This window comes from Cohnella sp. CFH 77786 (assembly GCF_019400745.1).
Lineage (GTDB): Bacteria > Bacillota > Bacilli > Paenibacillales > Paenibacillaceae > Cohnella.
Window position 1 is genome coordinate 21,224 of sequence record NZ_WJIB01000023.1, and the last position, 14,066, is coordinate 35,289.

At 58.9% G+C, this 14,066-nt stretch carries 14 protein-coding genes and 1 pseudogene; 1 reads left to right on the forward strand and 14 read right to left on the reverse strand.

The features are described from left to right. Positions 1 to 31 precede the first annotated feature (31 nt). The 11 genes and pseudogenes from GE107_RS24115 to nrdR all read right to left on the reverse strand — a co-directional run bounded on the left by GE107_RS24115 (position 32) and on the right by nrdR (position 11,609). Positions 32 to 901 (reverse strand): AraC family transcriptional regulator, encoded by an 870-nt coding sequence (locus tag GE107_RS24115; protein ID WP_219644002.1) that lies wholly within the window; start codon positions 899 to 901, stop codon positions 32 to 34. A 408-nt stretch (positions 902 to 1,309) separates the two neighbouring features. Further along, entirely contained in the window at positions 1,310 to 2,245 is a 936-nt protein-coding gene (locus GE107_RS24120; RefSeq protein ID WP_219644003.1) for a nucleoside hydrolase, read from the reverse strand. Then, positions 2,245 to 3,237, reverse strand: coding sequence for a nucleoside hydrolase (locus GE107_RS24125; protein ID WP_219644004.1), 993 nt, complete (start codon positions 3,235 to 3,237; stop codon positions 2,245 to 2,247). Before GE107_RS24125 ends, GE107_RS24120 begins: the two co-directional genes overlap by 1 nt. 2 nt (positions 3,238 to 3,239) lie before the next feature. Beyond that, complete coding sequence (locus GE107_RS24130; RefSeq protein ID WP_219644005.1) at positions 3,240 to 4,190, reverse strand: nucleoside hydrolase; 951 nt, start codon at positions 4,188 to 4,190, stop codon at positions 3,240 to 3,242. Between the two features lie 22 nt (positions 4,191 to 4,212). Further along, positions 4,213 to 5,148 carry an ABC transporter permease gene (locus GE107_RS24135; RefSeq protein ID WP_219644007.1) on the reverse strand — a complete coding sequence of 312 codons (936 nt, stop codon included), beginning with the start codon at positions 5,146 to 5,148 and terminating at the stop codon, positions 4,213 to 4,215. Next, complete coding sequence (locus tag GE107_RS24140) at positions 5,149 to 6,210, reverse strand: ABC transporter permease (protein WP_219644008.1); 1,062 nt, start codon at positions 6,208 to 6,210, stop codon at positions 5,149 to 5,151. Next, positions 6,207 to 7,707 (reverse strand): annotated as a pseudogene (locus GE107_RS24145) (ABC transporter ATP-binding protein). The gene GE107_RS24140 and the pseudogene GE107_RS24145 overlap by 4 nt, the downstream one beginning before the upstream one ends. Before the next feature lie 175 nt (positions 7,708 to 7,882). After that, on the reverse strand, positions 7,883 to 8,935 hold the full coding sequence (locus tag GE107_RS24150; protein WP_219644010.1) for a BMP family lipoprotein: 1,053 nt from the start codon (positions 8,933 to 8,935) through the stop codon (positions 7,883 to 7,885). A 19-nt stretch (positions 8,936 to 8,954) separates the two neighbouring features. Further along, positions 8,955 to 9,890 carry a ribokinase gene (gene rbsK / locus GE107_RS24155; RefSeq protein ID WP_219644012.1) on the reverse strand — a complete coding sequence of 312 codons (936 nt, stop codon included), beginning with the start codon at positions 9,888 to 9,890 and terminating at the stop codon, positions 8,955 to 8,957. Beyond that, positions 9,887 to 10,885 carry a LacI family DNA-binding transcriptional regulator gene (locus tag GE107_RS24160; RefSeq protein ID WP_219644014.1) on the reverse strand — a complete coding sequence of 333 codons (999 nt, stop codon included), beginning with the start codon at positions 10,883 to 10,885 and terminating at the stop codon, positions 9,887 to 9,889. Before GE107_RS24160 ends, rbsK begins: the two co-directional genes overlap by 4 nt. Positions 10,886 to 11,147: 262 nt before the next feature. Beyond that, on the reverse strand, positions 11,148 to 11,609 hold the full coding sequence (nrdR, locus tag GE107_RS24165; RefSeq protein ID WP_219644016.1) for a transcriptional regulator NrdR: 462 nt from the start codon (positions 11,607 to 11,609) through the stop codon (positions 11,148 to 11,150). 130 nt (positions 11,610 to 11,739) lie between these two features. On the opposite strand from nrdR, the gene GE107_RS24170 reads away from it, so the two are divergent. Beyond that, positions 11,740 to 11,964, forward strand: a complete 225-nt coding sequence (locus GE107_RS24170) for an alpha/beta-type small acid-soluble spore protein (protein WP_219644018.1) — start codon at positions 11,740 to 11,742, stop codon at positions 11,962 to 11,964. A gap of 142 nt (positions 11,965 to 12,106) precedes the next feature. On the opposite strand, the gene GE107_RS24175 is transcribed toward GE107_RS24170, so the two are convergent. The 3 genes from GE107_RS24175 to GE107_RS24185 are packed head-to-tail and all read right to left on the reverse strand — an operon-like array spanning position 12,107 to position 14,028. After that, positions 12,107 to 12,700: a lytic transglycosylase domain-containing protein gene (locus GE107_RS24175; protein WP_219644020.1), complete on the reverse strand. Its 594-nt coding sequence runs from the start codon at positions 12,698 to 12,700 to the stop codon at positions 12,107 to 12,109. After that, the gene (gene coaE, locus GE107_RS24180) at positions 12,697 to 13,293 is read right to left on the reverse strand and encodes a dephospho-CoA kinase (RefSeq protein WP_219644022.1); all 597 of its coding nucleotides are present in this window, start codon (positions 13,291 to 13,293) and stop codon (positions 12,697 to 12,699) included. The genes GE107_RS24175 and coaE overlap by 4 nt, the downstream gene beginning before the upstream one ends. Before the next feature lie 12 nt (positions 13,294 to 13,305). Continuing rightward, positions 13,306 to 14,028: an MntP/YtaF family protein gene (locus GE107_RS24185; RefSeq protein WP_219644024.1), complete on the reverse strand. Its 723-nt coding sequence runs from the start codon at positions 14,026 to 14,028 to the stop codon at positions 13,306 to 13,308. Between the last annotated feature and the right edge of the window lie 38 nt (positions 14,029 to 14,066).

Sequence of the window (14,066 nt, forward strand, 5' to 3'; positions counted from 1 at the left end):
TCCTGTCCGGCAAGCTGTCAAAAATCCTCACTTATTCGAAATTCCACAGCTCCGCTTCCGGCGATTCCCGGTATTCGAGCGGCGTAAGACCCGTATGCTTCTTGAACAGGGCATGAAAATATTGCCGGCTGCCGATGCCCACGTATTCGTACACGTCCGTCACGGGGATATCGGTTTGCTTGAGCAGCATTTTCGCTTTGTCCATCCGGATCGACGTCAGCATATCCACCAGCGTTCGCCCGGTTGCCGATTTGAATAGCCGCTGCAAATACCCCGGGTGCAAATTCACCGCCGCGGCAACGTCTCCGACCCGAATGTCGCGATCGTAGTTTTGCCTCAGAAATTCCAGGCTTTTCCTGACGTACCGATCATCCGCCTGGAGGCCGCTGGCCGCCGTTTCCTCCCGCAGCCTGGCGATCCGGATCAGCAGCTGGGCCAGTAGAATCCGCGCCAGGGGACTGCCCTGCTTGCCCCGGCTGTCCAGCTCCAGCACGAGACTCCTGAGCGAATGGTATACCTCGTCAGGATCTTTGAGCACCAGATACGGAGACGCGGAAGCGAGCAGAGAACCCAAAGCCCGTTCTCCCGCGCCCAGCTCCGTCAACGACGGAAACTCTCCCGTCCCGGGAACGAAACCGAACTCCACGTTCAGCATCCTGCAGGAATCGTCCACAAGCAGCCGGTGAGCGACTCCGTAACCGACGACGATGAACTCTCCTTTTTTGAGCGCGATCGATTCCGCTTCCGTTTCGACGCGGCACGTGCCGCTGATGACATACATGATCTCCGTATAATCATGCCGGTGAAACGACATGCGGAACCCGTTCCATTGCTTGAAATAGTAAGCGTAGACGCGCGGGTGGTACTCGGCGTCCTTCGCCCCTTCCATCCGAAAAAGCATGAGCCGCCTCCCGACCGACCCGAAAGACGGGCCTCATTCCATCTGTCAAAAGGATACCACAAATGGACAGCCGTCGGGAGCAGGCAGCCAGACAAGGCGATTTCATAAGCCCTCTTCTTATCGAGGAAGATCCACCATACGATCAAGGGAACGATCGTGAGCCCGATAAGCAGCCACCATTGCCATGAATGAAGCGCGTCCGCCTCCCATTGGCGGACGTCCAGCCGGTGCAGCTTCCATCTCGCTTCTTCCACTTTCTCGAACGCATCGGTGAAGCGGGGCTTGTCCGTCCATCCCTACCTCCGGTTTCACGCAATCGGAATCGCTCTTTCCGTCCGGCGGATCGCAAATAAAAAACAGCCGGCATCCAGGGATGCTGACTGCGTTTTATTCTAAATCGGCCTACGCCTATACGACTCGGCTCATAAAATGCGCCAGGAACCGATCCGCGTCGACTTCAAGGCACACTTTCGCGTTCGGAGGATGGGCCGGTTTGGCCCGCCGGTCTGCGATCGTCCTGCCGGTCGACAGCAGCCCTTCCGTGTCCACCTGCACATGCATCTCTTCCGTCCGGCAGAACGTGGGGTCGATGACGACGCCGACCGCCAGCGGATCATGCAAGGCACAGCCGCCGATGCCGGGATTGGCGCGCTCGTAGAAGTCGATGTAGAAATCCGCGGCGTCCGCGAGGAAACGGGAAAGCTTGGTGTCCTTATCCCGCCACTCCCGCAGCCGGCTCCGCGGCAGCAGCGTCTTCATCGTCACGTCGAGCCCGACCATCGTGATCGGAAGGCCGGAGCGGAATACGAATTCTGCCGCCTCCGGATCGCTGAGGATGTTGGCTTCCGCCTGGCCGGTCACGTTGCCCGGCACCGTGACGGCACCGCCCATGATCACGACCCGGCCCACCAAACTCGCGAAATCCGGGTCCATCATGACCGCCAGCGCCAGGTTGGTCAACGGACCGACAGCGATGATGGTCAATTCCCCCGGCAACTGCCTCGCTTGCTCCACCATGAAGCGGGACGCGCCAAGCGGGGCTGCCTTTCCTTTCGGCATGGCGTCTCCAAGCGCGCCGCCCAATCCGTCTTCGCCATGGACATGCTTGGCATAGCCCTTGAAGTTGTGGCGGAAAAACGGCTTGCCGGCGCCCGCATGGACGGGAACGTCTTCGCGTCCCAACTGCTCCAGCACGTACAAGGAGTTGCGGGTGGCTTCCTCTACGGAGACGTTCCCGAAGCAGGTTGTGAGGCCGAGCAGCCGAAGCTCCGGCGAATGTGCGGCATACGCGATGGCGAGCGAATCGTCGACCCCGGTATCGACATCCAGAATAATCGGTTTCATCAATCGGTCCCCCTCATCTGCGCGGATAATGGCTGTGCTGCCAGCACCTTCAACAATCGGTCCACGAACCTGTCCCGATCGACACGCACGCATACGGAAGCGTTGATCTCGGTAAAGGCGCTTGCCTTCCTGCGGTCGCTTAAAGTAGCGCCCGCCGATAGACGGCCCTTCGTTTCGATCGCGATGTAATGCGGCTCCGTATCGACCAGACTCGGATCCTCGGCGACCGCCACGGCAAGCGGATCGTGCATCGGAATCCGGCCTACGCAGCCGTTATATTGCTCGTAAGCCTCGAAGTAGTACTTCAAGATCGCATCGACGAACCGGACGAGCGGCTCCTGCCCGGGACCGGCCGCCAGTTCCTTGAATCTCCTGACGTCCTCGTCCCGCAGGACGGCCTCCATCGTCACGTCCAGACCGACCATCGTGATCGGGATGCCGGATTCGAACACCCGGTGCGCGGCTTCCGGGTCGCCCCAGATGTTGGCCTCCGCTACCGGGGTGACGTTGCCCGGCGCGTAGAGCGCTCCGCCCATGAGGACGAGGCGTTTCGCTTTCGAAGCGATCGTCGGATCCTTCGCCAGGGCGATCGCGAGATTCGTCAGCCGGCCAACGAACACGAGCGTAATTTCGCCGGGCTGCTCGTTCAGCTTGCGGACGATGAAGTCCGGCGCGAACTCGGCGATCGCTTGCTTCTTCGGCTCCGGGAGCTCGTAGCCCCCGATCCCGTTGCGATCGTGGATCGATTCCACGGTGCCGCCCCATTCCCCGAAGAGGGGACCGGCGGCGCCCATGGCGACCGGAATATCCTCCGCCGCTCCGGACAATTCCAGGACCGCCAGCGTATTTCGGGTGGCTTGCTCCGCGCTTACGTTGCCGAATACGGTCGTAATGCCTTCCAGGCCGATCTCGTCCGATTTAAGGGCGAACAGCAGAGCCAGCGCATCGTCAATACCGGTGTCCACGTCGAGAATCATTTTGGCGGCAGCCATCTTCACACCTTCTTCGCATAGTTGTTCAGCGTGTCCACCATCATCGTCCAGAACCTGTCCCTATCCAGTTGCAGAGCGACGTTCGCGTTCGGTTCCTTGCCCGTGACGCCAAGCATGTCCACGACGGTCATTCCGTATGAAAACTCGCCCTTCGTCTCGATATCGACGCGGAGCTTGCGGCAGCCGAACAAGGTCGGATCGATGCAATAAGCGACGCAGCAAGCATCATGGATCGGTGCTCCGTCAAAACCGAACACTTCTTTGTACGTCTGCATGAAAAACTGCAGCAGCTCGACGACGAAATCCGATACCCGGTTCCCGATTCCTTTGATCCGAGCCTGCACCTCTTCCGTGGCGAGCGCCTGATGGGTCAGGTCTAGACCGAACATCGTGATCGGAACCCCGCTTTCGAACACGATTTTGGCGGCCTCGGCGTCGACGTAGATGTTGAACTCCGCAGCGGGCGTCCAATTCCCGAACGTCCCCCCGCCCATAATGACGACTTCCCGGATTTTAGGCAGAATGGCCGGCTCCTTGCGCATCGCCATCGCGATATTGGTCAGCGGCCCGACCGGTACGAGCGTGATATCCCCGTCCGAAGCCAGAAGCTCCCGGATGAGAAAATCGACGGCGTGTTCGCTGACGGCCGTCTTCGTCGGAGCCGGCAGCTCGGGACCGTCCATTCCCGTATCGCCATGGATATCGGAGGCCGTTTCCCGCCTCCTGACCAGCGGCTGCCCCGCGCCCTTCGCCACGGGCACATCCCGCAATCCGGCGATTTCGCATACTTTGAGCGCGTTCATCGTCGTTTTGTCCACTTCGGCGTTCCCAGCCACGGTCGTGATGCCGACCAGCTCGATCTTGGGACTGGCGACGGCCAGCAGGATCGCGATGGCGTCGTCGTGTCCCGGATCGCAATCGATGATGATTTTCCTTCTGTCATCCGTCCCCATGCTAACGTTTCCTCCCCGTCACCTATACCGTTGCAGCGAATTTACGTTTGTTCCTCCAGGCGAAAAAGACAAGCGCGGCAATCGTCACCACGTAGGGGATCATTTGAATGAACTGGCTCGGAACCGGCGAATCCGGTACCGTCTGCACGATCGTGGACAGCGCGCTGGCCAGACCGAAAATGAGCGACCCGATGAGAATGCCCACCGGATTCCGGTTGCCGAGCAGCACGACGGCCAGGGCCAGGAAACCGGTGCCTGCGGTCATGTCTTTGACGAACATGTTCGTGAGACCGTTAGACAGGAACGCTCCCGCCAGGCCGGCGAACGCGCCGCTCCAAGCCAGCGCGGAATATTGCACGCGTTTGACCGGGATGCCGAGCGACTGGGCGGCATAGGGCGCCTCGCCCACCGAGCGGAGATGGACTCCGTAAGGCGTGCGGTAGATGAGGATAACGCAGAAGACAACGGACAGCAGCGCGATCCATACCATCAGACTATGACCGCTCAGCAAGGGACCAAGCACCGGGACGCCTTCCAATACCGGAATGTCGATCACCGGGATTTTCGGCGCGCCGATCGGCGTGTAGTTGCCCGTCAAACCGTATAGCTTGCTCATCAGAAAGATGGTAAAGCCCGATCCGAAAATGTTTACCGCGAAGCCGGCAATGATGATATCGACCTTCAGCTTCAAGGAAAAGAAGCCCATTCCGTAGCTGACGAGCACGGACACCCCTACGCCGGCCAACACGCCGAGCACCCAACTGCCCGTCCCCGCGCCGACGGCGATCGAGGTGAATGCGGACAGCAGCATCAGCCCCTCCAGGCCGATGTTGATGACGCCCCCGATATCCGAGATCAATCCACCCAATGCGGACAGCAAGATCGGCGTCATCAAGCGGAGAAGCACCGCTATGAGCGAAAGGTCCGCTATCTGGTTCCAAACGGTCTGCCATACCATCTACTTCACCGCCTTCGTTCCGGAATGCGCGTATCTTTGTCTGATGTAAGCGAAAATCGCCTGCGCGGTCACGAGCAGCACCAGCATGACCTGGATGATGACCGCCACTTCCCTCGGCATGTCGCTGCCTGCCTGCATCGTTTGCGCGCCTACCTGGATGTAGGCGTACAACAGAGCCGAGATCAGCACCCCGATCGGATGGTTGCGGGCGAGCAGCGCGATGATGATCCCGTCGAAGCCGAGGCCGGCCGAGAAATTGTCCTTATACGTCTGATGAATGCCGAGAATTTCGACGATGCCGGCAAGGCCCGCCAAGGCTCCGCTGATCATGATCGTCAGCACGACGATTTTGCGGGTCGCGATGCCGCCGTACCGGGCGAATTGGCCGTTCTTCCCGACCAGCCTCAGCTCGTAGCCGAGCGGCGTTTTGTACATCAGGACGAATACCGCGGCAACGGCAGCAAGCGCGATCAGGAAACCGGCGTGCACCGGCATGCCCGGAATGAATTTGCCCAGCAGGATGTCCTTGCCGATCAGCTCCATTCTCGCGTAGCCTCCGCCGTCCGGCGATTTGAAAGGGTTGTTGACCAAATACGAAGTGGTCAGGATCGCCACGAAATTCAGCATCAGCGTGGTGACGATTTCGTTTGCGTTCAGGTAGGCTTTCATAAGTCCCGGAATCGCCGCGAACAACGCTCCCCCCAGAATCGCGCAGACGAGAACGAGCGGGAGGTGGATCCAAGGATTCAGACCCGGCAAATACACGGCCGCGAGCGAGCCGACGAACGCTCCGACGTACAGCTGTCCTTCCGCCCCCATGCTGAACACTCCGGATTGGAAAACGACGGACATCGAAAGGCCGGTCAAGATGAGGGGAACCGCTTTGTTCAGAATGGTTCCGATATTGAACGGGTTCGACAACGGATCGATCAGGAAAGAGCCGATGGCCGCAAACGGTTCGCTGCTGGTCAGCAGAATGACGATGAACCCGCAGACGAGCGCCGCCGCAACGGCAGCGACGATGCCTCCCACTTCCAAATACAGTGCCTTGGACGTTTTCACTGCGCTGCCGCCTCCTGCCCTTGTTTCTTAATGCCGAGCATGTAATAGCCGATCTCCTGTTCCGTCAGGTCGGGCGTATTGTCCAGGACGGCGGCGATTTCCCCGTTGTAGAAAACGGCGATCCGGTCGCTGAGCGCCATCACCTCGGACAACTCCGCGGAGACGACCAGCACGGCCGCTCCTGCGTCCCGGCGTTTGATCACTTCGCGGTGGATGAACTCGATCGCGCCGATGTCGACCCCGCGGGTCGGCTGCGAGGCGATGAGCAGCTTCGGGTTTTTCGACAGCTCGCGCGCCACGACGACCTTCTGCAGGTTGCCCCCGGACAAGGCGCCGGCGAGCGTCTCCTCGCTCTGCGCCCGGACGTCGAACGTTGCCATCATCGTTTGGGCGAACTTCTTGATTTTCTTTTTATGAAGAAAGGGTCCCCACCTAAAATCGGGATTCCGATAATGGTCCAAAATCAGGTTTTCCGCGATCGTGGACGTGAGACAAGCCCCCGAGGTTTGCCGGTCTTCCGGGACATGTCCGATTTGCATGCGGCGGATTTGCGCCACGCTTCGGCCGATCAAATCCCCGCCCAGGTATCGGATTTCTCCCGAATCCGCCTTCCGGAGTCCGGTCAGCGTCTCGACCAGCTCCGTCTGGCCGTTGCCTTCGACGCCGGCGATGCCGAGCACTTCTCCCGCCCTGATTTCGAAGGAAACCCCCTTCAGAGCGGGCGAGCCTTTATCGTCCGCCGCGCGAAGACCCCGCACGGAGAGCACGGTCTCCCCGGGCTCCGCCGGCCGCTTGTCCACGCGGAACAGAACGTCCCGGCCGACCATCAGCCTGGAGATCTCTTCCCGGTTCGTCTCCTTCGTGAGCAGCGTAGCGATTGACTTCCCGGCGCGCAGCACGGTCACGCGGTTGGAAATTTCCATGACCTCGCGCAGCTTATGCGTAATGAAGATGATGGTATGTCCCTCGCGTAAGGACGGCCGTCGGCTCGTCGAGAATGATGAGCTTGGCTCCCCGGTACAGCACTTTCAGGATTTCGACCCTCTGCTTCTGCCCGACCGGGATCGTCTCGACTTTCGCATGCGGATCGACCTTCAGGCCGTATGCCTGAATCAGGCGGTCAACCTCCGCGCGTTCCTTCACCCGGTCCCGGAAGAGCGACAACGGGCCCTTCTTCGGCTCTTCGCCGAGCACGATGTTTTCCGACACGGTCAGGGAAGGCGCCAGCATGAAATGCTGGTGAACCATGCCCATCCCTTGCTTGATGGCATCCCTCGGCCCGTTAAAGACCATCGGTTTTCCTTTGTATTCGATCGTTCCGCTCGTCGGAGCTTCGAGCCCGAACAAGATTTTCATCAAAGTGGATTTGCCGGCCCCGTTCTCGCCTACCAAGGCATGGATTTCGCCTTCGTGAACGGTTAAATCGACTCCCCGGTTGGCTGCGGTTCCATTGGGATACACTTTGTGGATGTCTTTCATCTCTAGCAATATCGGCATATCCATCCCCCCTGCCGCGGAAAAAATTGAGATATTCCCCGAAAAGTGACTTTTCCTATTCCCCCCAAAAGTGACGTGATGCTCCGGCGTTGATTCCGATTACTTTTGGGGGAGCCCCCATTCAAACTTTTCGGGCTAAAAGGGGCGAGGTTGGCCCCGCCCCTCTGCCGGTTGTTTACAGGATCGATTTGACTTTGATCTCGCCGCTCGACAGCTTGTCCTCGATTTCTTTCATTTTGTCTTGGATCGATTTCGGAACGTATTTCTGATAGAGGTCGTCCTTGGCCAAACCGACGCCGCCTTCCTTAAGGCCGAGCACTTCGGTGGTTCCGAACTTCAATTCGCCCTTCTTCATCAGATCGAAGGCGCGGAAGATGGAAACGTCGACGTTCTTCAGCATCGAAGTGAGCACGCTGCCCGGATAGAGGGGGTTCTGGTTCATGTCGACCCCGATGGAATAGACGCCCTTCTCGTTGGCCGCTTCAAGCAGGCCCAAACCGGCGCCTCCGGCCACGTTGAACGAGATGTCCACTTTCTGCGAATTGATCTGGGCCAGCGTCAGTTCCTTCGCTTTCGGCGCATTGGCGAAATCGCCGACGTAGGAAGCGACAACCTTGACATCCTTATCTACGTATTGGGCGCCTTGCTCATAGCCGGCCTTGAAGTCGTTGATGATCGGGATATCCATGCCGCCCACGAAACCGATCACTTTGTCCGGATTCGCGCCTTTAAGCTCCGTGCTGGTCGTGACCAAGGCGGCGAATGCGCCCGCAAGGAACGAGCCCTCGCTCTGGGAATACAACATGGAGTAAACGTTCGGTACGTCCTTGATCGTGTCGTCGAAGAAAATGAATTTCACGTCGGGATAACGTTTAGCCAAATCCTTCACGATATCGACCATTTGGCTCGTACCTACGACGACGACATTGTATTTCTTGCTGGCAACCAGCGATTCCAGTCCCGACGCCCAATCGGCTTGATTGTTGCCGCCCTCGACGGTTTTGGCCTGGATGCCGAGCTCCTTGACGGCCTTCTGGACACCGGCTTCGGCCGAGTCGAAGAAGCCTTTGTCGCCGAGCGTGCCATTCACGTAATATAGCGCGCTGATATCGCTTGAATTGCCGGAACCGCCGGATTTGCCGGAGTCGCCGGATTTGCCGCAAGCGGCAAGAATCAAGGCAATGGAGAGCATGAGAATCCCGAATACGCTGAGCTTTTTGGTTGACATGGCAAAGTCCTCCTCTGATTTATCCTTGATGATGCGCTTGCTTCTTCATAAAAAGCTCGGCTTCCGCCAAGTCCGGCATGGAAGCTTGCGCTCCTTTGCGCGTGACCGTGATCGCGCCGATCGCCGAAGCGAATTTCGCCGCCGACCAAACGTCCTTGCCGCCGGCAATCGCGGTTCCCACAGCGCCGGCAAACGCGTCGCCCGCCGCGGTGGAATCTACCGCCTCCACTTCGTAGGGCTCGACGAAGAAGGTCCGGTTCGCGCCAACGACGACGACTCCCTTCTCCCCGAGTTTGGCGAAGACCGTCGAAACGCCTTTCCTCAGCAGCTCCACGGCCGCGATTTTCGCCGTGACTTGATCGGTCACGCGTACGCCGGTCAGCTGGACGATTTCCTTCTCGTTCGGCACGATATAATCGACCATGCCGAGGAGCTCGGCTGGGAGCGGCTGCGCCGGCGCGGGATCCAGCAGGACCAGCACGCCGTGCCGCTTGGCGATGACGATCGCTTCTTTGACCGTCTCAAGCGGAACCTCCAGCTGAACCATGAGCACCTTGGCCTGCCGGATAATTTCCTCCCGCGCGCGGATATCCTCCGGCTTAAGCAAGCGGTTGGCGCCCGGCGCGACGACGATGCTGTTGTCTCCTTCCGGATCCAGCGTGACGAAAGCCACGCCCGTCGCTGCTCCAGGCACCTTCTCGATCTGGCTGCAGTCGACGCCCGTCGATTCCAAGCCGGCCAAAAGCTGATCCGCGAACACATCGGAGCCGACTTTGCCGATCATGGCCACGGTCGCGCCCAGCTTCCGTGCGGCAACCGCCTGATTGGCCCCTTTGCCGCCTGCGTTCATGAAGAAATCGGAACCCAGAACGGTCTCTCCGCGTTCCGGTCGGCGGTCCAGGCTGACCACCATATCCATATTTAAGCTGCCCACCACTACGATCTCAGCACTCATTTTCGCTCCACCCCGCCACACGATTCTCTGTGTATGAGCCTATGTTCCAATATCACGTTTCTCGTGCCGGGCTTCCCCCCCTTCATTCTGTCCTCCAGCAGTTGTACCGCGGTAACGCCGATCTGGTAAACGGGAATGGAAATCGTACTTAGCGCGGGACTCGACATCTGGCCGAACGGAATGTCGTCGCATCCGATTACCGCGATATCGTCCGGCACCCGCAATCCTCTTCGCTGGGCTTGTTGAATCGCCCCTAGCGCGACCAGGTCGTTCGCCGCGAACAGCGCCGTCGGCCTGTATTCTTCGATGACCGCGTCCATTTGGTGCAAGCCGGATTCGTAATGGAACGAACCCGCGCTGACGAAAGGCTCCAGCCCGGCATCCCTCATCGCATCCAGGTAACCCCGTTTACGGTTTTCAGCCGATTGGATGTTCTTCGGTCCGGCCATATGGGCGATCCGGACATGCCCTTGTGACGATAGGAAGCGTACAGCCTCGTATGCGGCTCTGTAGTCGTCGATGAGTACCGCGTCGAAAGGCGCGCCATCGATCAACCGGTCGCAAAGGACGATGGGCGTCTTCAAGCTGGTCAAATCGTGTACGGCCTCTTCATCCAAACTTGCGGAAATGAGCACAATGCCGCCGACTTGCTGCTCCACCATTTTGTGGATGTACTCCAGCTCCAGCTTCGGATCGTTGTCGGTGTTGCTGATGAAAAGGGCGTAGCCGAGCCGATGCGCAGCATCCTCGATCCCCCTGGCGAGAACCGGGAAGTAGGGGTTGGTGATATCGGGAAGAATGAGGCCGATCATATTGGACCTGCTGGTCGCCAAATTTCTCGCAATGGCACTGGGCCGGTAACCCAGCTCCTCGATCGCTTTCAGGACCCTCTCCTTGATGTCCTCCTTCACCTGGGGATTGCGGTTGAGCACGCGGGATACTGTCGCTTTGGACACCTGCGCCCGCTCCGCCACCTGCATAATCGTCGGCTTCATGAATTCACCTTCAATCTCAGTTGCAGAAACCGGTTTCTGAATCATCGAAAAAAAAGAAATCGGTTTCTGATGCCAATATAGCATGTCGAATCCTGTCTTGCAAGCGTTTTCTTGTTCGTAATTTTTTCCTTACGGGTTTCGTCGACGGCGCGTCGCTGCAACAAGGTTCCCGTTATTCATTGAAAAAAGCCGTTCCCTCGCGGAAACGGCCGTGGCACATGCATGAACGCAACAAACACCGGTTATTCTAAACGTGCGGAATTCACATGCCGTGTTTGTTGATGAGTCCGTTCAGTTCCTTCAGGAACATGTTGATGTCCTTGAATTGCCGGTACACGGAGGCAAAGCGTACATAGGCGACCTCATCGACCGGATAGAGCATCTCCATGACGAGCTCCCCGATCACCCGGCTTTCCACCTCCGCCAAGGCGGTATTGCGCACCTCCCGCTCCACGTCGGAGACGATGACCTCCAACTGTCCGACGGAAACGGGCCTTTTTTCGCAGGCCCGAAGCAAGCCGCGCAGGATTTTGTCCCGGCTGAATTCCTCCCGGCTTCCGTCCTTCTTGATGACGACCAAGGGGGTTTCCTCCACCGTCTCGAACGTGGTGAAGCGGCGGCTGCATTTCTCGCACTCGCGGCGCCGGCGGATCGACTTGTTGTCGTTGGCCGGCCGGGAATCGAGCACTTTGGTTCCGCTGTAATCGCAGTAAGGACATTTCATGGATGGAAGGAACTCCTTTCGCAAAGCTTGCATGCATAAGAAAAATATTTTGGGTTACCAGTTCTCTCCTATCATGAAACTTGCGGAAACGGACACAATACGACTACCAACCGCAAGGAGGTGAAGAGACATGTCGAACCGCCGCAATAACCAGCTGGTTGTGCCGCAGGCAAACCAAGCGCTGGACCAACTGAAGTATGAAGTGGCGCAATCCCTCGGCGTCACGCTATCTCAGGATGGCTACTACGGAAACATCTTAACGAAAGACGCTGGCCGAATCGGGGGTAACATCACCCGCCAATTGGTCCAAATCGCGGAGCAGCAACTTGCCGGTCAATTCGGTGCCAACCGCTAACGCTTGCTATAAGGCTTAGATAAAGGGAAGCTTTGGAGCCTGCCGCTTCAAGGCTTCCTCTTCGTTTGTCCCCGAGAGGCCTCGGCAGAAGTTTATCTCCGACCATTCCATGAAACGTCTATCCGTCCGAAAAGAACGGCGCTTAGTCCGTTCGGTCCCATTCATCGTAGATCTCTTGGTATTTCCTATAATAATACATCACACGCTGGACGTAATGTCTAGTCTCTCCGTAAGGAATGTTCTGCACGGTGCTTTCGTTGCCGTCCCATACCTTGTCCTCCATCCACTTTCTGACGCGGTTGGGACCCGCGTTGTAAGCGGCCAGCACGGCGGGGAGGTTGTCCCCGAACTGTCGCCTCAGCTCCTTCACGTACCAAGAGCCCAGCCGGATGCCTGCATCGGCGCGGCTTCCCGCATCCGCCACCGTCAAATCCCCGAACCGATCCTGCTTCAGGATCCAGGCCGCCGTATCGGGCATGAGCTGCATGATCCCGATCGCGCCTTTCGGCGAAACCGCGTTTTCCTTGTAATTCGACTCCACGCGGATGATCGCGGCGATCAGCAGCGGATCGAGCCCGTAAAGCCGCGCATTCTGCCGGATCTCTTCGGCGTACGACACCGGGTAAATCAACCGGCCGATCCATTCCGAACGGATGAACAAAGCGGCCAGCACGACAATCAGGCCAAGCAGAAACAAGCGTTTGCGATTCCAAACCGATTTCTTCCGCTTGCTCATGCGAGCCCCATTTCCCGCCAAAACCGGTCGACTTGACGCTCCGTTTCCTCCAAGCTGCCGCTGTTGTCGATGACGTAATCCGCGCGAACCTTCTTGTCCTCGATATCCATTTGGGCAGCCAGCCTCTTCTCCGCTTCTTCGGCCGCAAGCTTGTCCCGCTCCATGAGCCGCCGGAGCTGCTCGCGGCGCGGGACGTAAACGACCATTACCCGCTCGAAATAAGACACGAGATTGGATTCGTAGAGGAGGGGGACGTCGACGACCGTCAGCCGCTCCGGATGCTGCCGTTCGCTCGAATCCATCCGCTCTTTCATCACCGCGCGGATGGCGGGATGGGTGATCTGCTCGAGCGCTTTCCGCTGAGCGGGATCCGCGAACACGATGGCGCCCAGCTTCTTGCGGTCGAGCGTACCGTCTGGCTGAAGAATGGCTTGTCCGTAATGCCGGGCGATCGCGTCCAGCGCCGGCATGCCCGGCTCCACGATTTCCCGGGCAATCCGGTCCAGATCGATGAGCAGCGCGCCCCGGCGGGCGAGCAGGTTCGCCACGGTGCTCTTCCCGGTGGCGATCCCTCCCGTAAGTCCGATGTTCATGTCCATCTTCCTCTATAACAATTTGAATAGTCCCATGGCGATCAAGATCAGGCCGGGCAGCACGGTCAGCTGCCGCACCCATTTCCAACCGGAAACGCGGAATCCGACACGGGTGCCGACCCAGAGGAAGGAACCGCTTGAAAAGGCGATGAGCGCCGCAGTAAGCAGAGGAGGAAAACCGACCATCGCGGCGCCGATTCCCGCCCCGAAAGCGTCAAGCGACAAGGCCGTGCCGAGAAGGAAAGCTTCGCCGGCGGAAATCGTGCCTGAACGGTCCATATCGGCCGCCGAAGGAGTGCGGAGAATCTGGATGATGATGCCCCATTGCCGGATTTCGAGCGTCCAGAGCTCCCGCCGTACGGGAACCTGACCCTGCCTATTCTCCGGCGTTTCCGCTACCCCTGTCTTCCCCGTTCTCCCCGTCTTCGGCCCGGAGGCGTCAGTCCCGGAATCGTCCGATTCTCCGCCCCGGACGAACTGGACCAGCGCCCAGACGCCGATTCCGATCAGAATCACGGCTCCGACGGCCGACGCCCCGTGAGGCGGAAGCCATCGGGCGAGCAGCGTGCCAGCCACCATCGAGAGCAGGATGACGAATCCGGAACAGATCGAGATGATCCAGACGGACGGGAGCGGGATCCTGATTTTGCGTACGCCGTACGTGATGCCGACCCCGAAGCCGTCGAGACTGACGGCGAAGGAAAGCAGAATCAGCGAAGAGATCGAAGCCAGCATGCCGTTACCCCCCGGATGATGTTCTAAACCATCCTATG